We start from the raw sequence: 16,804 nt of genomic DNA on the forward strand, positions 1-16,804 counted from the left end.
CCACCCTAGGACCCCGGCCGGTCGGGGTCGACCACCCTCGCGCAGGGGCTGCTCAGGACGCGTCCTGCCGGCGCGCGGGGCGGACCTCGGCATCCGGGCCGGGGTAGACCAGCGACTCGTGGCCGGTGTCGGACCACCTCACGACGTACGGCGGTGAGCCGTCCGCGTGCCGGACCTCCACCACCACGCCCTCACGCTCCTTGGCACCGACGTGCGGGCTGTGCACCACCAGCCGGTCACCCACCGCTGCGTGCATCGCCCTCACCCTCGCCCACCAGCCGGCGCCCGCTGACGCTGCGCGGGCGCACCCGCACGGTCACCGGCCGGGCCCCGCCCGCCCACGGCTCCGGGTGCGTGCCGGCGCCGTCGTACGTCACCTCGGCGGGCCCGCGCACCAGCACGCTCCACCCCTCCCGGGTCTCCTCGTCGAGGTGGTCGACCTCGTAGGCGACGTCGCTGTCGTCGACGTGGCGCTCGAGCCCCGACCAGGCGCCGGTGCGCACCACAACGGCGCCGTCGGCGACCACGTGGTTGACCGGCACCACCACCGGGCCGCCGGTCTCGTTCCAGGCGATCCGGCCGACCGGCACCGAGGCCACCAGCCGCCAGCAGGTGTCCTCGTCGAGCTCCTCCAGCCGTACGCCGGCTGCGCTGTCCACCATCGGGCCTCCCCCGGTCGGCGCCGGGTCCGTCGTGGCAGCGGACCCGCTCAGGCCCAGCGTGCGTCGGGCGCGTCCCACCGGCCCAGGGACCAGCGTCGGCCCCGCGAGGGACCTTCGGCCCAGGCCCAACCCAGCACGTGCCGGCTACTCCCAGAACACCCGCTCGACCACGGCGTGCGCCAGGCGCGTCATGCGCAGGTGGTCGTCGACCATCTGCTCGGAGGTGCCCTCGGCGTAGCCCAGGATCGCCGCGACCGCGGCCCGCTCGCGCAGGTCGGAGGGCACCTGGTCGCTGAGCGTGCCCCGCACCAGCGTCACCGCGTTGCGGGTGCGGCTGACCCGCCGCCAGGCCTGGGCCAGCAGCGCGGCGTCCTCGGCGGCCAGCAGGCCGGCCTCCTGGGCGGCGGCCAGGGCCGGGAGGGTCCGCGAGGTGCGCAGCCCGGGCACCTGGCCGGCGTAGCGCATCTGCAGCAGCTGCACGGTCCACTCGATGTCGGCGAGCCCGCCGCGACCCAGCTTGAGGTGGGTCTTGCGGTCGGCTCCGCGCGGCAGCCGCTCCTCGTCGACGCGGGCCTTGATGCGGCGCACCTCGATGACGTCGTCCTCGCTGATGCCGCCCTCGGGGTAGCGCAGCGGGTCGACGAGCTCCTGGAAGCGCCGGCACAGGTCGGTGTCGCCGACCACGGCGTCGGCGCGCAGCAGCGCCTGCGCCTCCCAGACCGCCGACCACTTCTCGTAGTAGGCGGCGTAGGAGTCGAGGGTGCGCACCAGCGCGCCCTGCTTGCCCTCGGGGCGCAGGTCGGCGTCGACGACCAGCGCCGGGTCGGTGCCGGGCAGCGCCAGCAGCCGCCGCAGCTCGTTGGCGACCGCCTGGGCGTACGTCGCCGCCTCGTGGCCGTCGGCGCCGGTGACGGGCTCGTGGACGAACAGCACGTCGGCGTCGGAGCCGTAGGAGAGCTCGAAGCCGCCGTAGCGGCCCATCGCGACCAGCGCCATCCGGGTCGGGGCCTGGTCGAGACCCTTGGCCCGGCGCACCGACTCCCCCACGACCTCGAGGGTCACCTCGAGGGTGGCGTCGGTGAGCCGCGAGAGGCCGGCCCCGACGTCCTCGACGTCGGTGAGCCCGAGCAGGTCGCCGGAGGCGATGCGGAACAGCTCGCGCCGACGCACCGCCCGCACCGCGCGGACCGCCTTCTCGGCGTCGTCGCGGCGGGCCGCGGCGGCCCGCATCTCCGAGGTCAGCGACTCGGCGTCGAGCGGGGCCAGCGACTGCCCGAGCATCCGCACGCCCTGCGGCTCGCGCTCGAGCAGGCTGGTGGCGTAGCGCGAGGTGGAGAGCACCCGCGCCAAGCGCTGGGCCACCTCGCCCTCGTCGCGCAGCGTGGTCAGGTACCACGGGGTCTCGCCCAGCGCCTCGGAGATGCGCCGGAAGCCGAAGAGGCCGGCGTCGGGGTCGGGGCCGTCGGCGAACCACTCGAGCAGCACCGGCAGCAGGGTGCGCTGGATGTTGGCCGAGCGGGTCACGCCGCTGGTCAGCGCCTCGAGGTGGCGCAGCGCGGCGCGCGGGTCGGCGTACCCGAGCGCGGCGAGGCGGTCGCGGGCGGCGTCGGCCGACAGGCGCGCCTGGTCGCCGGGCAGCTGGGCCACGGCCGCGAGCAGGGGGCGGTAGAAGAGCTTCTGGTGCAGCCGGCGCACCTCGCGCCGGTGGTGCTCGAGCTCCTTGGCCAGCGCGTCGACCGGGCTCTTGAGGTGGCCCATGCTGCGCCCGAGGCGGCGCAGCGCGTCGGGGTCGTCGGGGATCACGTGGGTGCGTCGCAGCCGGTGCAGCTGCATGCGGTGCTCGAGGGTGCGCAGGAAGGCGTAGGCGTCGTGCAGCTGCTCGCCGTCCTCGCGGCCGATGTAGCCGCCGCGGGTCAGGTCGGCCAGCGCGCTCAGCGTCGTGGGCGCGCGGATGGTGTCGTCGGCGCGACCGTGCACCATCTGCAGCAGCTGGACCGCGAACTCCACGTCGCGCAGCCCGCCGGCGCCCAGCTTGAGCTGGCGCTCGGCCTCCTTGGAGGGGATGTGGTCGAGCACCCGTCGGCGCATCGCCTGGGTGTCCTCGACGAAGCCGTCGCGCTCGGCGGCGCTCCACACGAGCGGGGCGACCATCTCGACGTACTCGCGACCCAGCTCGATGTCGCCGGCGACCGGGCGGGCCTTGAGCAGCGCCTGGAACTCCCAGGTCTTGGCCCACTTCTCGTAGTAGCCCTGGTGGCTGGCCAGGGTGCGCACCAGCGGGCCGGACTTGCCCTCGGGGCGCAGGTTGGCGTCGACCGGCCAGATCTCGCCCTCGGCGGTGGGCTCGGAGCAGATCCGCATCAGGTGGGCGGCCAGCTGGGAGGCGGCGCGGTTGGCGGCGTGGTCGTCGCCGGCCCCGTCGGCCGGCTCGTAGACGAAGATGACGTCGACGTCGGAGACGTAGTTGAGCTCGTGGGCGCCGCACTTGCCCATCGCCACCACGGCCAGGCGCGCCAGCAGCGCCTTGTCGCCCATCCGCTGGCGCGCGATCGCCAGCCCGCCCTCGAGGGTCGCGGCGGCCAGGTCGGAGAGCTCGGCGGCCACGTCGTCGACACCGGTGCCGTGGGCCAGGTCGCGGGCGGCGAGGCGCAGCAGCACCCGGCGGTACTCCACGCGCAGCACGTCGACCAGCGCCGCGTCGTCGCCCTGCGCCACCGGCACCGGGTCGCCCGGGTCGGCGCCGAGGGCGCGCAGCACCGCCTCGCGCACGGCGTACGCCGCCGGGCGGCTGCACTCGAGCGTGGGGTCGTCGAGCTCGCGCCACTGGTCGGGGTGGCGCGCGAGGTGGTCGCTGAGCGCCTCGCTGGCCCCGAGCACCGCGAAGAGCCGGGTGGCCAGGCCCTCCTCGGACCGCAGCCGCGCCAGCAGCTCCCCCGCCCCGTCCCCCGCCGCCTCGAGCAGGCGCACCAGGCCGGCGACCGCGTGGTCGGGGTCGGCGGTGCGCGCCAGCAGCGGCACCAGGTCGGGGGCGGCCGGGCCCACGTCGTCGAGCCAGCGCAGCGAGCGCTCGGCGTCGCTGAAGCCCAGCCGCAGCAGCTGGCCCTTCGTGGTCGCCGCCCGGGTCACCGGAGGGCTCGCTCCCCGACCAGCCGGGCGAAGGACAGCGCGAGCGGCGCCCAGGCCTCGTCGAGCTCGGGACGGGCGGCGTCGATGCGGGCGACCTCGGCGGCGGTGTCGACACCCGGCGCGGGCTTGTCGTCGGAGGCCGCCCACCGCGCCACGACCGATGCGTCGACCTCGGGGTGCAGCTGCACGCCCCAGGCGGCGGGGCCGTGGCGCACCACCTCGACGTCGCCCTGCGGGGTGCGAGCCAGCACCAGCGCGCCCGGCGGCACCTCGGTGACCACGTCGTTGTTCCAGTGCACGCCGCGCCGCGCGGTGGCCAGCGCGCCGACCAGCGGGTCGTCGGCCGCCGCGTCGGTCCACTCCACCGGCACCAGGCCGACGGTGCGCCCGCGCGGGTTGACCTCGACGCGCCCACCGAGCGCGCTGGCCAGCAGCTGGTGGCCCAGGCAGATGCCCAGGGTCGGCACCTCGGCGCCCACCGCGTCGCGCAGCAGCTGCTTGGTGGGGCCCAGCCAGGCGTGGTCGGCGTCGTCGTCGGCGCCCATCGAGCCGCCCAGCACCAGCAGCGCGTCGTACGCCGCCGGGTCGGCGGGCAGCGCGTCGCCGGCGTAGGGGCGGCACACCTCGAGCTCGCACCCGGCCTCGGCGAGCCACCCGCCGACCAGGGCCGGCGGGCAGTCGTCCTCGTGCTGGACCACCAGCACCCGGGGTGGGCGCGGCACGCTCAGAGGACCGGCAGCATGCGGTCGCGCTCGAAGGCGGAGACCTGGCCGCGGTACTCGTCCCACTCGGCGCGCTTGTTGCGCAGGAAGAAGTCGAAGACCTGCTCGCCGAGGGTCTCGGCCAGCAGCTCGGAGTCCTCCGCGACGCTGATCGCGTCGTTCAGGTTCTTGGGCAGCGGCTTGATGCCGAGGCTGGTGCGCTCGCGCTCGGTCAGCGACCACACGTCGTCCTCGGCCTCGCGGGGCAGGTCGTAGCCCTCCTCGATGCCCTTCATGCCGGCCGCCAGCACCGCGGCGTAGGCCAGGTAGGGGTTGCAGGCCGCGTCGATGGTGCGCAGCTCGACCCGGGTCGACTGGCCCTTGAGCGGCTTGTACATCGGCACCCGGATCATCGCCGAGCGGTTGTTGTGGCCCCAGCAGATGTAGGAGGGCGCCTCGCCGCCGAACATCATCCGCTTGTAGGAGTTGACCCATTGGTTGGTGACCACCGAGATCTCCGGGGCGTGGTGCAGGATGCCGGCGATGAAGCGGCGCCCGGTCGCGGAGAGCTGGTACTGCGCACCGGCCTCGTAGAAGGCGTTCTCGTCACCCTCGAAGAGGCTGAGGTGGGTGTGCATGCCCGACCCGGGGTGGGTGGTGAACGGCTTGGGCATGAAGCTGGCCCAGATGCCCTGGCTCAGCGCCACCTCACGGATCACCGTGCGGAAGGTCATGATGTTGTCGGCGGTGGTCAGCGCGTCGGCGTAGCGCAGGTCGATCTCCTGCTGGCCCGGCCCGGCCTCGTGGTGGCTGAACTCCACCGAGATGCCCATCTGCTCGAGCATCGTGATCGCCTCGCGCCGGAAGTCGGCGCCCTCCGACTGCGCGGTGTGGTCGAAGTAGCCGGTGCGGTCGACCGGCACCGGCTCGTCGCCGGCGCCCGGCAGGCCCTTGAAGAGGTAGAACTCGATCTCGGGGTGGGTGTAGAAGGCGAAGCCCTGCTCGGCCGCCTTGCTCAGCGTGCGCTTGAGCACGTGGCGCGGGTCGGCGTACGACGGGGTGCCGTCGGGCATCTCGATGTCGCAGAACATCCGCGCCGTGGCCGGGCCCTCCTCGCGCCAGGGCAGGATCTGGAACGTCGAGGGGTCGGGCTTGGCGAGCATGTCGGCCTCGAAGACCCGCGCGAAGCCCTCGATCGCCGAGCCGTCGAAGCCGATGCCCTCGTCGAAGGCGTTCTCGAGCTCGGCCGGCGCGACCGCGACCGACTTCAGCGAGCCCAGCACGTCGGTGAACCACAGCCGCACGAACCGGACGTCGCGCTCCTCGAGCGCACGGAGTACGAAGTCTTCCTGCTTGCCCATGGCTGGAGCCTAGTGGTGGGCGCCCCCGGCCGGGCGGAGGGTCTCACCGGCACACGGTGACGTCCTGCTGGCCCAGGACGCCCTCGTGGGCACGGCGCATCGGCGCCAGCCACGGCGTGGTGGTCGCCAGGTGCGCCAGGGTGCCGGCGACCGGGCCGTGCACGCCGGGCACCTCCACGCGTCGTACGACGACGGGCAGGACGACCTTGTCGCGCGAGGTGCCCTCGAAGCAGCTGCTGGCCCTGCGCTTGGTGGCGGCGACCTCGGTGTCGACCACCTCGCTGGCGTCGTGGCCGGCGTAGCGGAAGACGACGTTGGTGTCGTAGCCGGTGTGGCCCTCCCAGGGCGCACGGACCACGACCTGCATGCCGGGGGTGCGCGAGTGCGGCACCGCGAAGGCGACCCGGCCGTCGCGGACCCGCTTCTCCAGCGAGGCCCACAGCCGCGGCTCGTCGGCGTCGTCGGTGGCCAGGCCGGAGTAGACCTGCACCCGGCAGCCGCGGCAGTCCTCGATCGGGAGCACGACCCGGGTGGTGCCGGCCTGGGGTGCGGCGGTCGCGGAGGCCGTGGCGGGGCCGCCGGTGAGTCCGGCGGTGAGGCCGGCGGTGACGGTGGTGAGGGTCGCCAGGGTGGCGAGGGTGGAGCGACGCACGGGGTGCCTCCTGTGGGCGGTGGGTGCTGCGAGAGTGGACGGGTGGATGGGTGATGGTCATCTGCTCTACGCACCGCGACGTCACGCGGTTGCACCTCGGTCCGCCCGCACGACTGGTCTGGACCACCTGTGGCGGCACCACCGTGCCGGTTTGCCGCTGCGCCCTCGCGGGCACCAGATCTCTGGGGGCGGGCGGCGCGCGCCTGCGCACCCGCACGGCTCCCGCGACCGACCGCCGTCGACAGCGACCAGGAGTCTCGTGAGCGCCACCGTCGACCACGCCGCGCCCTCCGGCGCGGAGTGCTCGAGCGCCGCGCTCGTGGAGCCCGGGGAGCTCGCCGGCGACCCGGTGGTCGCCGCCGCCTGGGCCGACCTGTGCGCCCGCGCCCGGCACGCCAACCCGTTCCTGGCCCCCGCGGTGCTGCTGCCCGCGCTGCGGCACCTGGCCGAGCCGGGCGGCGTACGGATGCTGACCGTGGGCTCACCCGGCCACCTCGAGCTGCTGCTGCCCGTCGCGCCACGGCGCCGCACCCGTCGTACGCCGGTGCGCGCGAGCGTGGGGTGGGCGCACACCCACCACTTCCTCGGTACGCCGCTCGTCGCCCCCACGCTCGACCAGCGTGGCTGGCGGGCGGCGCTGGCGGCGCTGCGCGAGAGCGGTGACGCGTGGTTCGTGCTGCCGCAGACCGATGTCGACGTGGTGCGGGAGGTGGAGGCGGCGGCCGCCTGCCTCGGCCTCGTCACCCGCCGGCTCGACGAGCAGTCGCGCCCGGTCACGCGCCGTCACGAGCACGACGACTACGCCGAGCTGCGGCTGAGCGGGCGCCGGCGCAAGGAGCTGCGCCGGGTGCGCCGACGCCTCGACGAACGCCTCGGCGGCGGGCTCGAGCTCGTCGACCTGGCCGCGGGCGCCACCGCGCAAGCTCTCGAGACGGCGCTGCAGGAGTTCCTGGCCCTGGAGGCAGCCGGCTGGAAGGGCACCGACGGCGGGGCCATCGCCGGCCGCCCGGCCGAGCGGGCGTTCTTCCTCGAGGCGTGCCGCGCCCTGGCCGCCCAGGGACGCCTGGAGGTCCTGGCGCTGCGCGGACGCGAGGGCCGAGCCGCGGCGATGGCCCTGGTGCTGCGCGACGGCGACACCCAGTTCACCTTCAAGATCGCCTACGACGAGCAGCACGCGGCCTGCTCCCCCGGCCTGCTGCTCTACCTCGACCAGCTCTCCCGCTTCCACGACTCCGGCGCCGCGCTCGTCGACACCTGCGCCGCCCCCGACCACCCCATGGCACGACGCCTGCACGGCGACGACCGGACTCTGGTGACGCTCGCCGTCGCGCTGAGCCCGCGGCGCGGCGCGCTGGCCGTGCGCTGGGCGCGGGCCGTGGCCACCACCGCGGCGGCCGTGCGGCGCCACCGCACCACGACCGACCCACGAGAGGACCGACCATGACCAGCCTGCTGCACCTCGACGAGCAGTCCGTGCGCGCCCTGCGCACCGCCGGTGAGACCGGTGAGCCGCAGGAGGTGACCCACGCCCTGCGCTCGCACGACCTGCTGACTCTCGAGGCGCTGGCCGACCTCGCCGTCTCGCTGCCTGCCGAGAGCATCGAGCACAACGTCGGCGCGCTGCCCGACGTTGTCGCCGACGGTCGCGCGCCCACCCTCGACCTCGAGCTGCGCGAGATGATCCTGGGCCTGGAGACCAACGGCGCCTGGTGCGTGGTCAAGAACGTCGAGCAGGACCCGCGCTACAGCGCACTGCTCGACTCCTGCCTCGACGAGATCGAGGACCTGGTCTCCGGGCCGGGCCAGGCCTACCACCGCGAGGGGTTCGTCTTCCTCTCCGCGCCCGGGTCGATGACGCCCTCCCACATCGACCCCGAGCACAACGTGCTGCTGCAGGTGCAGGGCACCAAGACGATGGTCACCGGGCGCTGGGCCAGCCCCGACGCCCGGGCCGGCGAGGCCGAGCGCCTGGTCGGCGGCGGGCACCGCAACCTGGGACACGACGTGCAGGACCCGGTCGAGCACCACCTCCAGCCGGGCGACGGCATCTACGTGCCGCCCTACACCCAGCACAAGGTGGTCAACGGCCCCGCGCTGTCGATCTCGCTGTCGGTCACCTGGCGCAGCCACGCCCTGGCCGACGAGGCCCGGGTGCTGCGCGCCAACAACTACCTGCGCCGCGCCGGCCTGACCCCCAGCGCGCCCGGCACCCGCCGCAGCGCCGACCGGGCCAAGGCCACCGCCATCTCCGCGGCCGAGAAGGCGAAGGCCGCCGTACGCCGCCGCTGACCCGTCCCCAATCTCCCGCCGAGCCGGCCCGAACTTCCCGCCCACCCGGCCCGAACTTCCCGCCGAGCCGGCCCTTCCCCGCACGCAGGAACTTCGGGCCGGCTCGGGGCGAAGTCTGGGCCGGGTCAGGGCGAAGTTCAGGCCGGGTCAGGGCGAAGCTCAGGCCGGGTCAGCTGTGGGGGACGTTGGCCTCGATCTCGGCGAGCCAGGCGGTGGGGGCCGCGTCGGAGGGCATCCGCCAGTCACCGCGCGGCGACATCGTGCCGCCGGCGCTGACCTTGGGGCCGTTGGGCAGCGCGGAGCGCTTGAACTGGCTGGCGAAGAAACGGCGCACGAAGACCTCGAGCCAGTCGCGGATGGTGTCCAGGTCGTAGGCGCCGCGCTTGTCGGCGGGGAAGCCCGGAGGCCACTCGCCGGCCTCGACGTCGTGCCAGGCGTGCCAGGCCAGGAAGGCGATCTTGCTGGGCCGGTAGCCGCGGCGCAGCACGTGGTAGAGCGTGAAGTCCTGCAGCGAGTAGGGCCCGACGGTGTCCTCGGTGCGCTGCTCGGGCGCGTCCTCGGTGGCGGGGATCAGCTCGGGGGTGATCTCGAGCTCGAGGATCTCGCGCAGCACGTCGTTGGTCTCGTCCTCGAACTGCCCGCTGTCGGCGACCCAGCGGATCAGGTGCTGCACGAGCGTCTTGGGCACCCCGGCGTTGACGTTGTAGTGCGACATCTGGTCGCCGACGCCGTAGGTGCACCAGCCCAGCGCCAGCTCGGAGAGGTCGCCGGTGCCGACGACGAGTCCCCCGCGGTGGTTGGCCAGGCGGAAGAGGTAGTCGTAGCGCAGCCCGGCCTGCACGTTCTCGAAGGTGACGTCGTAGACGTCCTCCCCCTCGGAGTAGGGGTGGTCGAGGTCGTCGAGCATCTGCTCGGCGGCCGGGCGGATGTCGATCTCCTCGAAGGTGACCCCGAGCGAGGCGCACAGCCGGGTCGCGAGGTCCTTGGTCTCGCTGCCGGTGGCGAAGCCGGGCATCGTGTAGGCCAGGATCTCGCTGCGCGGGCGCCCGGCACGGTCCATCGCCTTGGCGGCCACGATCAGGGCGTGGGTGGAGTCGAGGCCGCCGCTGACGCCGATGACGGCCTTGGGCGCCCAGGTCTCGCTGCTCATCGCCAGCATCCGCTGCTCCAGGCCGTAGACCTGGATGTTGTAGGCCTCGTAGCAGTCGAGCGCGAGCCGCTCGGGGTCGTCGGGCACGAACGGGAACCGGTCGACCTTGCGCCGCAGCCCCAGGTCGCCCGCCGGCGGTGCGAGCTCGAGCCGCACGGTGCGGAACTGCGAGGTCCGCTCGGCGTGCGTGCGCCGGTTGTCGTCGAAGGTCCCCATCCGCAGCCGCTCCTGGCGCAGGTGGTCGAGGTCGACGTCGGCGACGGTGCGGCGCGGGCCCTCGGGGAAGCGCTCGCCCTCGGCCAGCAGCTCGCCGACCTCGTAGATCATCGTCTGGCCGTCCCACGACAGGTCCGTCGACGACTCCCCCTGGCCCGCGGCCGCGAAGACGTACGCCGCGTTGCAGCGGTGCGAGGCGGAGCGCACCAGCAGGCGCCGGTCCTCGGCCCGCGCCACGGTGATGGGGCTGCCGGACAGGTTGGCCAGCACCGTGGCGCCGGCCAGTGCGGCCTCCGCCGAGGGCGGCACCGGCACCCACATGTCCTCGCAGACCTCGACGTGCAGCACCAGGCCGGGCACGTCGACGACGTCGAAGAGCAGGTCGGGCCCGAACGGCACCGACTGACCAGCGACGGTCACGCTGCCGCCGCGGCGGTCGTCGCCGGGTGCGAAGTGCCGCCGCTCGTAGAACTCGCGGTAGGTCGGCAGGTAGGACTTCGGCGCCACGCCGAGCACCTCGCCGTGGTGCACGACCAGTGCGCAGTTGAGGACCCGGCCGTCGACGACCAGCGGGGCCCCCACGACCAGCACGGTGGTCAGCTCTCGCGAGCCCTCGACCACGCTCGCCACCGCCGCGTCGACGGCGTCGAGCAGCACGTCCTGGAGCAGCAGGTCCTCGATGGCGTAGCCCGACAGGCACAGCTCGGGGAAGACGGCGACCGCGACCCCGTCGTCGTGGCAGTGCCGGGCCTGCTCCAGCACCCGTGCGGCGTTGGCGGCCGGGTCGGCGATCGCCACCGGCAACGTGCAGGCCGCGACCCGGGCGAACCCGTGCGCGTAGGCGTTGTAGAAGTCCACGGCACGCAGTGTGTCAGCCGACCCGGGCCCGCGGGACGACCAGCGGGGTGGTCCCGGACCCGTGCCGGGTCAGTCGGGGTAGCCGTCGGGGTTCTGCGACTGCCAGCGCCAGGTGTCGGCGCACATCTCGTCGACGGTCTTCACGGTGCGCCACCCGAGCTCGGCGTTCGCCTTCGACGGGTCGGCGTACGACGCTGCCACGTCGCCGGCGCGCCGCGCCACGACCTCGTACGGCAGCTCGCGGCCCACGGCCCGCTCGAAGGCGTGCAGCAGCTCGAGCACGCTGGTGCCGCGCCCGGTGCCCAGGTTCCAGGTGCTGACCGGCTCCTCGGTGCGCTCGAGCGCCTCGAGCGCGGCGACGTGGCCGGCCGCGAGGTCCTCGACGTGGATGTAGTCGCGCACACCGGTGCCGTCGACGGTGTCGTAGTCGTCGCCGAAGACCTGCAGCTTCTCGCGCCGGCCGACCGCCACCTGGGCGATGTAGGGCATCAGGTTGTTGGGCACGTCGCTGGGGTCCTCGCCGATCGTGCCCGAGGGGTGCGCGCCGACGGGGTTGAAGTAGCGCAGCAGCGCGAAGCGGGAGTCGGGGTCGGCGGCGGCGACGTCGCGCAGGATCTGCTCCTGCATCACCTTGGTCCAGCCGTAGGGGTTGGTGGCGAAGGTGGGGCGGTCCTCGGTGGCAGCGGCCTGGTCGGTGCCGTAGACGGTCGCGCTGGAGGAGAAGACCAGCTTGTGCACCCCGTGGCGCTGCATGGCGCGCACCAGCGAGAACGTCGAGCCGAGGTTGTTCTCGTAGTAGCTCAGCGGCTTGGCGACGCTCTCGCCGACGGCCTTGTAGCCGGCGAAGTGGATCACCGCGTCGATCGTCTCGGTGTCGAAGAGGTGCGAGGTCTTGTCGGCGTCGGTCAGGTCGAAGGCGTGCACGGGGATGTGGCGCCCCGACAGCGCCTCGAGCCGCCCGACGACCGTGGGCTTGGCGTTGGAGAAGTCGTCGACGACCAGGATGTCGTGCCCGGCCTCGATGAGGGCCAGGACCGTGTGTGAACCGATGTAGCCGGCACCGCCGGAGACGAGGACGCGCATGGGCTGCAACCTAGCCGGTCGTGGACCGCGAGTCCTCCCCCCGCTCCGGCGACCCGCGGACGTCGTACCGTCGGGGCCCCGGCCGGGGTGAGCAGCACCACATCGGCTCCGGAGCAGGCCCGGGCCTAGCCTGGGTGGCAGTCCGTGGACTCCAGCAGGGAGCCGCGAGATGCACCACGAGGAGCTCGACGATGAGCGAAGAGACCGCCCCCTACGGCAGCGGCACCCCCGCGGCCGCCCCCGGCCCCGCCCCCGCCAGGCGCGTGCGCACCCACCACCTGCGCGAGATGAAGGAGCGCGGGGACAAGATCACGATGCTCACGGCCTACGACATGTACACCGCGGCCACCTTCGACGAGGCCGGCATCGACCTGCTGCTGGTGGGCGACTCGGCCTCCAACAACGTGCTCGGCAACGAGACCAGCCTGCCGATCACCGTCGACGAGCTGCTGCCGCTGACCCGCGCGGTCGCGGGCGCCGCGCGACGGGCCATGGTCGTGGGCGACCTGCCCTTCGGCAGCTACCAGGCCTCGCCCGAGCAGGGCTACCTGACCGCGGTGCGGTTCATGAAGGAGGCCGGGGCGCACTGCGTGAAGCTCGAGGGCGGTGTCGAGATGGTGCCGGTCATCGAGAAGCTCACCCGCGGCGGCATCCCGGTGATGGCGCACATTGGTTTCACGCCCCAGTCCGAGCACGCCCTGGGCGGCTACCGGGTGCAGGGCCGCGGCGAGACCGCCGACCGGGTGCGCCGCGACGCGCTGGCGGTGCAGGAGGCCGGCGCGTTCGCGGTGGTGATGGAGATGGTGCCCGGCGACGTCGCGGCCGAGATCAGCGCCGAGCTGGCCATCCCCACCATCGGCATCGGCGCCGGCGCCGGCTGCGACGGCCAGGTGCTGGTCTGGCAGGACGCCTTCGGGCTGCGCACCGGGCGGATGGCCCGCTTCGTCAAGCAGTACGCCGACGTGCACAGCGTGCTGCTCGAGGGGGCGCGCGCCTACGCCGCCGACGTCAAGGGCGGCACCTTCCCCGCCCCCGAGCACACCTTCTAGGACCCGGGAGGTCCGGTGGACACCCAGACCCTGCTCAACCTCGGCCTCGTCCTGCTCTTCGTCGTCGTCGGAGGTGTCTTCGCCGGCACCGAGATCGCCCTGGTCTCGCTGCGCGAGTCGCAGCTCGACCAGCTCGAGCGCAAGGGCGGGCGCGGCGCACGGGTCGCCTCCGTGGCCCGCGACCCCAACCGGTTCCTGGCCGCGGTGCAGATCGGCGTCACCGTCGCCGGCTTCTTCTCCGCGGCGTACGGCGCTTCGACCCTGGCACCCGACTTCGCGCCCGCCCTGGTCGCCCTCGGCGTGCCCACCGGTGCCGCCGACACGCTCGCGCTGGTCGCCCTCACCCTGGCCATCGCCTACACCTCCCTGGTGCTCGGCGAGCTGGTGCCCAAGCGGATGGCCCTGCAGCGCAGCGCGAGCGTGGCGGTGCTGGTCGGACCGCCGCTCGACCGCTTCGCCACGCTGATGCGACCGGTGGTGTGGTTCCTGTCGGCCTCCACCAACGGTGTGGTGCGGCTGCTCGGCGGCGACCCGCACGCGGCGTCCGAGGAGATGTCCGACGAGGAGCTGCGCTACCTCGTCGACCAGCACCAGGGCCTCGAGCCCGCCGAGCGGCAGATCCTCACCGACGTCTTCGACGCCGGCGACAGCACGCTGCGCGAGGTGATGCGCCCGCGCGGCGACGCGGTCGTGCTCGGCGCCACGACCACGGTCGACCAGGCCGTCGCGACCGTGCTCGAGCACTCCTTCTCCCGCTACCCGGTGGTGGGCCGCGGCCCCGACGACGTGCACGGCTTCCTGCACGTGCGCGACCTCCTGGGCGCCGACCCGCAGGCGCCGGTCTCGTCGCTGGCCCGCGAGATCGCCTTCCTGCCCGGCACCAACAAGGTGCTGCCAACGCTGGCCTGGATGCGCGACCACCGCAGCCACATCGCCGTGGTGGTCGACGAGTACGGCGGCACCGACGGCATCGTCACCCTCGAGGACCTGGTCGAGGAGCTCGTCGGCGAGATCCACGACGAGTACGACGCCCCGCTGGCCCACGCCCGCAACGGCACCGGCGGCCTCGACGCGGGGCTGAGCATCGAGGACTTCGGGGCCGCCTCCGGGCTGGTGCTGCCCGACGGGCCCTACGAGACCGCCGCCGGCTTCGTGCTGCACCGCCTGGGGCGGATCGCGCACCTCGGCGACCGGGTGCCGGTCGGGGACGCCGAGCTGTACGTCGTGGGGCTGGCGGGCCACCGGATCACCCGGCTCGAGGTGCGGCCGGCCCCGCCCGGGGACGCGCCGGACTGATGACCGCGGCGGCGGCGCCGACGAGGTCCTGCGGGTCACGCCGCGCTAGCGGGTCACTCCCAGCCGAGCCAGATGCCTCCGGGCAGCACGACCGCGAACCAGCTCAGCGCCGAGACCACCGCCACCCAGGGCACCCAGCGCGGGTGCAGGGTGAACCAGGCGGAGGCGACGAGCAGGCAGAAGGCCCACCACACCAGCATCAGCGTCTGCACCCACCAGGGCGTGAAGGGTGCGCTGGCGGCGTACAGGAAGAAGGTCGTGACCATGCCGACCATGCCCACGAAGGGCCACGGGTCGGCGGCGTCGGGGCGCGGGGCAGGACGGGTACGTCGGCGCGAGACCACCGGCTCAGTCCTCGAGGCCGGCGTCGTCCCAGCGCTCGTCCTCCTCGTCCCACTCCTCGTTGCGCGCCTGCGCGATGTCGAGAGCGTTGGCCGCCGCCTCGCGGGAGTCGTAGGGGCCCAGGCGGTGCTTGGCCGGGCACAGGTCGTCGACCGTCTCGACCCGGTGGTGCTTGACGCAGAACCAGTACTGGTCGGGGTTGCCGCCTTCGCTCATGCCCCGAGACTAACGCGTGCGCCCGCCGCCTAGACTCGGTCGGCGTGACTCCCGTGGCCCCTGCGACCCTGTCTCCGCGCCGACCCGTGCCCGCCCACGTCGTGCGCCCCGAGTACGTCGACCGCGAGGCGCCCGCGCCCTACACCGGGCCCGAGGTCAAGGACGCCGAGACCATCGAGCGGATGCGGGTCGCCGGCCGGCTCGCCGCGCAGGCCCGCGAGGAGGTCGGTCGCCACGTCGTGCCCGGCGTCACCACCGACGAGCTCGACCGGATCGGCCACGAGTTCCTCTGCGACCACGGCGCCTACCCCTCGACGCTGGGCTACCGCGGCTTCCCAAAGTCGCTGTGCTCGAGCGTCAACGAGGTGGTCTGCCACGGCATCCCCGACAGCCGGGTCGTCGAGGACGGCGACATCGTCAACATCGACATCACCGCCTTCCTCGACGGCGTGCACGGCGACACCAACGCGACCTTCCTGGCCGGCGACGTCGACGAGGAGTCGCGGCTGCTCGTCGAGCGCACCCGCGAGGCGCTCGAGCGCGGCATCCGGGCGGTCAAGCCTGGTCGTCGCATCAACGTGATCGGCCGGGTCATCGAGTCGTTCGCGAAGCGGCACGGCTACGGCGTGGTGCGCGAGTTCACCGGCCACGGCATCGGCACGCACTTCCACTCCGGGCTGATCGTGCCGCACTACGACGACCCGCAGCACGACGACCTGATCGAGGTCGGGATGACCTTCACCATCGAGCCGATGCTCAACCTCGGCACCCACGAGTGGGAGATGTGGAACGACGGCTGGACCGTCGTGACCGCCGACAAGCGCCGCTCGGCGCAGTTCGAGCACACCCTGCTGGTGACCGCCGACGGCGCCGAGGTGCTGACGAACCCCTGAGCGGTGGCCGGCGGCCGGTCAGGCGTCGTCGCCGAGGCGGCCCTCGACGCGCAGCACGTCGACCCGGTGCTCGTGGTCGTCGCTCATCACCGCGGCCAGGCGCAGGAAGCCCAGCGCCTCGGCGTACCGGCTCTGGCGCTCGAGGCTGCGCCCCAGCGCGTGGCAGGCCCAGACGTCGTCGGGACGCTCCGCGACCAGCGCCCGCAGGTCGTCCTCGGCGCGACCCAGCTGGGCGCGCAGGAGGAAGGCCCAGGCCCGCAACGAGCGCAGCCCGCGGTTGTCGGGCTCGCGGTCGAGGGCGGGCTCGATCACCTCGAGCGCCGGCCCGGGCGCGTTGCGGGCCAGCAGGTCGAAGGCGGTGCGGTAGGCGGACTCGGGCGCCCACTGCCCGGGGAAGAGCAGCGGCGGGGCCTGGATCGGGTACTCCTCGCTCATGGAAGGTCCAACGCACGGGGCCACCCCGGTGTTCCGCTACCCTGGAGGCGCGGACGGGCTGGCCGGGCGACCGCGTCGTCCCTCACGAGGGACGCCGAGGAAGGTCCGGGCTCCACAGGGCGAGGTGGTGGGTAACCCCCACCCGGGGCAACCTGCGGGACAGTGCCACAGAGAACAGACCGCCACGACCGGCTCCGGCCGGACGGGGCAAGGGTGAAACGGTGGAGTAAGAGCCCACCAGCGTCCGGGGCGACCCGGACGGCTAGGCAAACCCCACCTGGAGCAAGGTCAAGAAGCCACCACTCGTGGTGGCGCGCGTGCGTCTGAGGGCGGCCCGCCCGAGCACGCGGGTAGACCGCTGGAGCCCACCGGCAACGGTGGGCCTAGATGGATGGTCGCCCCCCGGTCCGAGAGGCCCGGGGACAGAACCCGGCCTACAGGCCAGCCCGTCCGCACCCGGGCCGCTCCCCCAGCG

General features: G+C 73.8%; 16 protein-coding genes and 1 other RNA gene. 6 read left to right on the forward strand and 11 right to left on the reverse strand.

The window, feature by feature from the left end:
- Positions 1–52 precede the first annotated feature (52 nt).
- From QWJ41_RS12440 to QWJ41_RS12465, 6 genes are all read right to left on the reverse strand, one after another.
- Positions 53–256, reverse strand: a complete 204-nt coding sequence (locus tag QWJ41_RS12440; protein WP_302708611.1) for a DUF1918 domain-containing protein — start codon at positions 254–256, stop codon at positions 53–55.
- Positions 237–662, reverse strand: coding sequence for a pyridoxamine 5'-phosphate oxidase family protein (locus QWJ41_RS12445; protein WP_302708612.1), 426 nt, complete (start codon positions 660–662; stop codon positions 237–239). The genes QWJ41_RS12440 and QWJ41_RS12445 overlap by 20 nt, the downstream gene beginning before the upstream one ends.
- 144 nt (positions 663–806) lie before the next feature.
- Positions 807–3,788, reverse strand: coding sequence for a bifunctional [glutamine synthetase] adenylyltransferase/[glutamine synthetase]-adenylyl-L-tyrosine phosphorylase (locus QWJ41_RS12450; RefSeq protein ID WP_302708614.1), 2,982 nt, complete (start codon positions 3,786–3,788; stop codon positions 807–809).
- The gene (locus tag QWJ41_RS12455; RefSeq protein WP_302708615.1) at positions 3,785–4,510 is read right to left on the reverse strand and encodes a type 1 glutamine amidotransferase; all 726 of its coding nucleotides are present in this window, start codon (positions 4,508–4,510) and stop codon (positions 3,785–3,787) included. Before QWJ41_RS12455 ends, QWJ41_RS12450 begins: the two co-directional genes overlap by 4 nt.
- 2 nt (positions 4,511–4,512) lie before the next feature.
- Positions 4,513–5,850: a type I glutamate--ammonia ligase gene (gene glnA / locus QWJ41_RS12460; RefSeq protein WP_193669216.1), complete on the reverse strand. Its 1,338-nt coding sequence runs from the start codon at positions 5,848–5,850 to the stop codon at positions 4,513–4,515.
- A gap of 43 nt (positions 5,851–5,893) precedes the next feature.
- Positions 5,894–6,502 carry a hypothetical protein gene (locus tag QWJ41_RS12465; RefSeq protein ID WP_302708618.1) on the reverse strand — a complete coding sequence of 203 codons (609 nt, stop codon included), beginning with the start codon at positions 6,500–6,502 and terminating at the stop codon, positions 5,894–5,896.
- Between the two features lie 259 nt (positions 6,503–6,761).
- Here QWJ41_RS12465 and QWJ41_RS12470 point away from each other — a divergent pair, with 259 nt between their 5' ends.
- Together QWJ41_RS12470 and QWJ41_RS12475 are read left to right on the forward strand one after the other, a co-directional pair.
- Positions 6,762–7,946 carry a GNAT family N-acetyltransferase gene (locus QWJ41_RS12470; protein ID WP_302708620.1) on the forward strand — a complete coding sequence of 395 codons (1,185 nt, stop codon included), beginning with the start codon at positions 6,762–6,764 and terminating at the stop codon, positions 7,944–7,946.
- On the forward strand, positions 7,943–8,791 hold the full coding sequence (locus QWJ41_RS12475) for a JmjC domain-containing protein (protein ID WP_302708622.1): 849 nt from the start codon (positions 7,943–7,945) through the stop codon (positions 8,789–8,791). The genes QWJ41_RS12470 and QWJ41_RS12475 overlap by 4 nt, the downstream gene beginning before the upstream one ends.
- 169 nt (positions 8,792–8,960) lie before the next feature.
- Here QWJ41_RS12475 and QWJ41_RS12480 read toward each other — a convergent pair whose 3' ends face one another.
- The gene (locus tag QWJ41_RS12480; RefSeq protein WP_302708623.1) at positions 8,961–11,015 is read right to left on the reverse strand and encodes an NAD(+) synthase; all 2,055 of its coding nucleotides are present in this window, start codon (positions 11,013–11,015) and stop codon (positions 8,961–8,963) included.
- Positions 11,016–11,084: 69 nt separating this feature from the next.
- Positions 11,085–12,098, reverse strand: a complete 1,014-nt coding sequence (gene galE, locus QWJ41_RS12485) for a UDP-glucose 4-epimerase GalE (RefSeq protein WP_302708625.1) — start codon at positions 12,096–12,098, stop codon at positions 11,085–11,087.
- 191 nt (positions 12,099–12,289) lie between these two features.
- Here galE and panB point away from each other — a divergent pair, with 191 nt between their 5' ends.
- Positions 12,290–13,147: a 3-methyl-2-oxobutanoate hydroxymethyltransferase gene (panB, locus tag QWJ41_RS12490; RefSeq protein ID WP_302708627.1), complete on the forward strand. Its 858-nt coding sequence runs from the start codon at positions 12,290–12,292 to the stop codon at positions 13,145–13,147.
- Positions 13,148–13,162: 15 nt separating this feature from the next.
- The gene (locus QWJ41_RS12495) at positions 13,163–14,443 is read left to right on the forward strand and encodes a hemolysin family protein (protein ID WP_302708629.1); all 1,281 of its coding nucleotides are present in this window, start codon (positions 13,163–13,165) and stop codon (positions 14,441–14,443) included.
- Positions 14,444–14,496: 53 nt separating this feature from the next.
- Here the strand turns inward: QWJ41_RS12495 and QWJ41_RS12500 are convergent, their stop codons facing one another.
- Together QWJ41_RS12500 and QWJ41_RS12505 are read right to left on the reverse strand one after the other, a co-directional pair.
- On the reverse strand, positions 14,497–14,787 hold the full coding sequence (locus QWJ41_RS12500) for a hypothetical protein (RefSeq protein ID WP_302708631.1): 291 nt from the start codon (positions 14,785–14,787) through the stop codon (positions 14,497–14,499).
- A gap of 4 nt (positions 14,788–14,791) precedes the next feature.
- Positions 14,792–15,001: a hypothetical protein gene (locus tag QWJ41_RS12505; RefSeq protein WP_302708633.1), complete on the reverse strand. Its 210-nt coding sequence runs from the start codon at positions 14,999–15,001 to the stop codon at positions 14,792–14,794.
- 44 nt (positions 15,002–15,045) lie between these two features.
- Between QWJ41_RS12505 and map the strand changes: the two genes are divergently transcribed.
- Entirely contained in the window at positions 15,046–15,894 is an 849-nt protein-coding gene (map, locus tag QWJ41_RS12510) for a type I methionyl aminopeptidase (protein WP_302708635.1), read from the forward strand.
- Positions 15,895–15,912: 18 nt separating this feature from the next.
- Here map and QWJ41_RS12515 read toward each other — a convergent pair whose 3' ends face one another.
- Positions 15,913–16,329, reverse strand: coding sequence for a tetratricopeptide repeat protein (locus QWJ41_RS12515; protein ID WP_302708636.1), 417 nt, complete (start codon positions 16,327–16,329; stop codon positions 15,913–15,915).
- A 54-nt stretch (positions 16,330–16,383) separates the two neighbouring features.
- On the opposite strand from QWJ41_RS12515, the gene rnpB reads away from it, so the two are divergent.
- Positions 16,384–16,782, forward strand: an RNA gene (gene rnpB / locus QWJ41_RS12520) — RNase P RNA component class A.
- The last annotated feature ends 22 nt before the right edge of the window (positions 16,783–16,804 follow it).

Origin of the sequence: Nocardioides cremeus (assembly GCF_030518195.1) — a bacterium.
GTDB classification, from domain to species: domain Bacteria; phylum Actinomycetota; class Actinomycetes; order Propionibacteriales; family Nocardioidaceae; genus Nocardioides; species Nocardioides cremeus.

Bases quoted from the DNA above. Each gene is read 5' to 3' on its own strand.
- glnA (WP_193669216.1), bottom strand. From the start codon at position 5,850: ATGGGCAAGCAGGAAGACTTCGTACTCCGTGCGCTCGAGGAGCGCGAC.
- QWJ41_RS12475 (WP_302708622.1), top strand. From the start codon at position 7,943: ATGACCAGCCTGCTGCACCTCGACGAGCAGTCCGTGCGCGCCCTGCGC.
- QWJ41_RS12505 (WP_302708633.1), bottom strand. From the start codon at position 15,001: ATGAGCGAAGGCGGCAACCCCGACCAGTACTGGTTCTGCGTCAAGCAC.
- QWJ41_RS12445 (WP_302708612.1), bottom strand. From the start codon at position 662: ATGGTGGACAGCGCAGCCGGCGTACGGCTGGAGGAGCTCGACGAGGAC.
- QWJ41_RS12440 (WP_302708611.1), bottom strand. From the start codon at position 256: ATGCACGCAGCGGTGGGTGACCGGCTGGTGGTGCACAGCCCGCACGTC.
- QWJ41_RS12515 (WP_302708636.1), bottom strand. From the start codon at position 16,329: ATGAGCGAGGAGTACCCGATCCAGGCCCCGCCGCTGCTCTTCCCCGGG.
- galE (WP_302708625.1), bottom strand. From the start codon at position 12,098: ATGCGCGTCCTCGTCTCCGGCGGTGCCGGCTACATCGGTTCACACACG.
- panB (WP_302708627.1), top strand. From the start codon at position 12,290: ATGAGCGAAGAGACCGCCCCCTACGGCAGCGGCACCCCCGCGGCCGCC.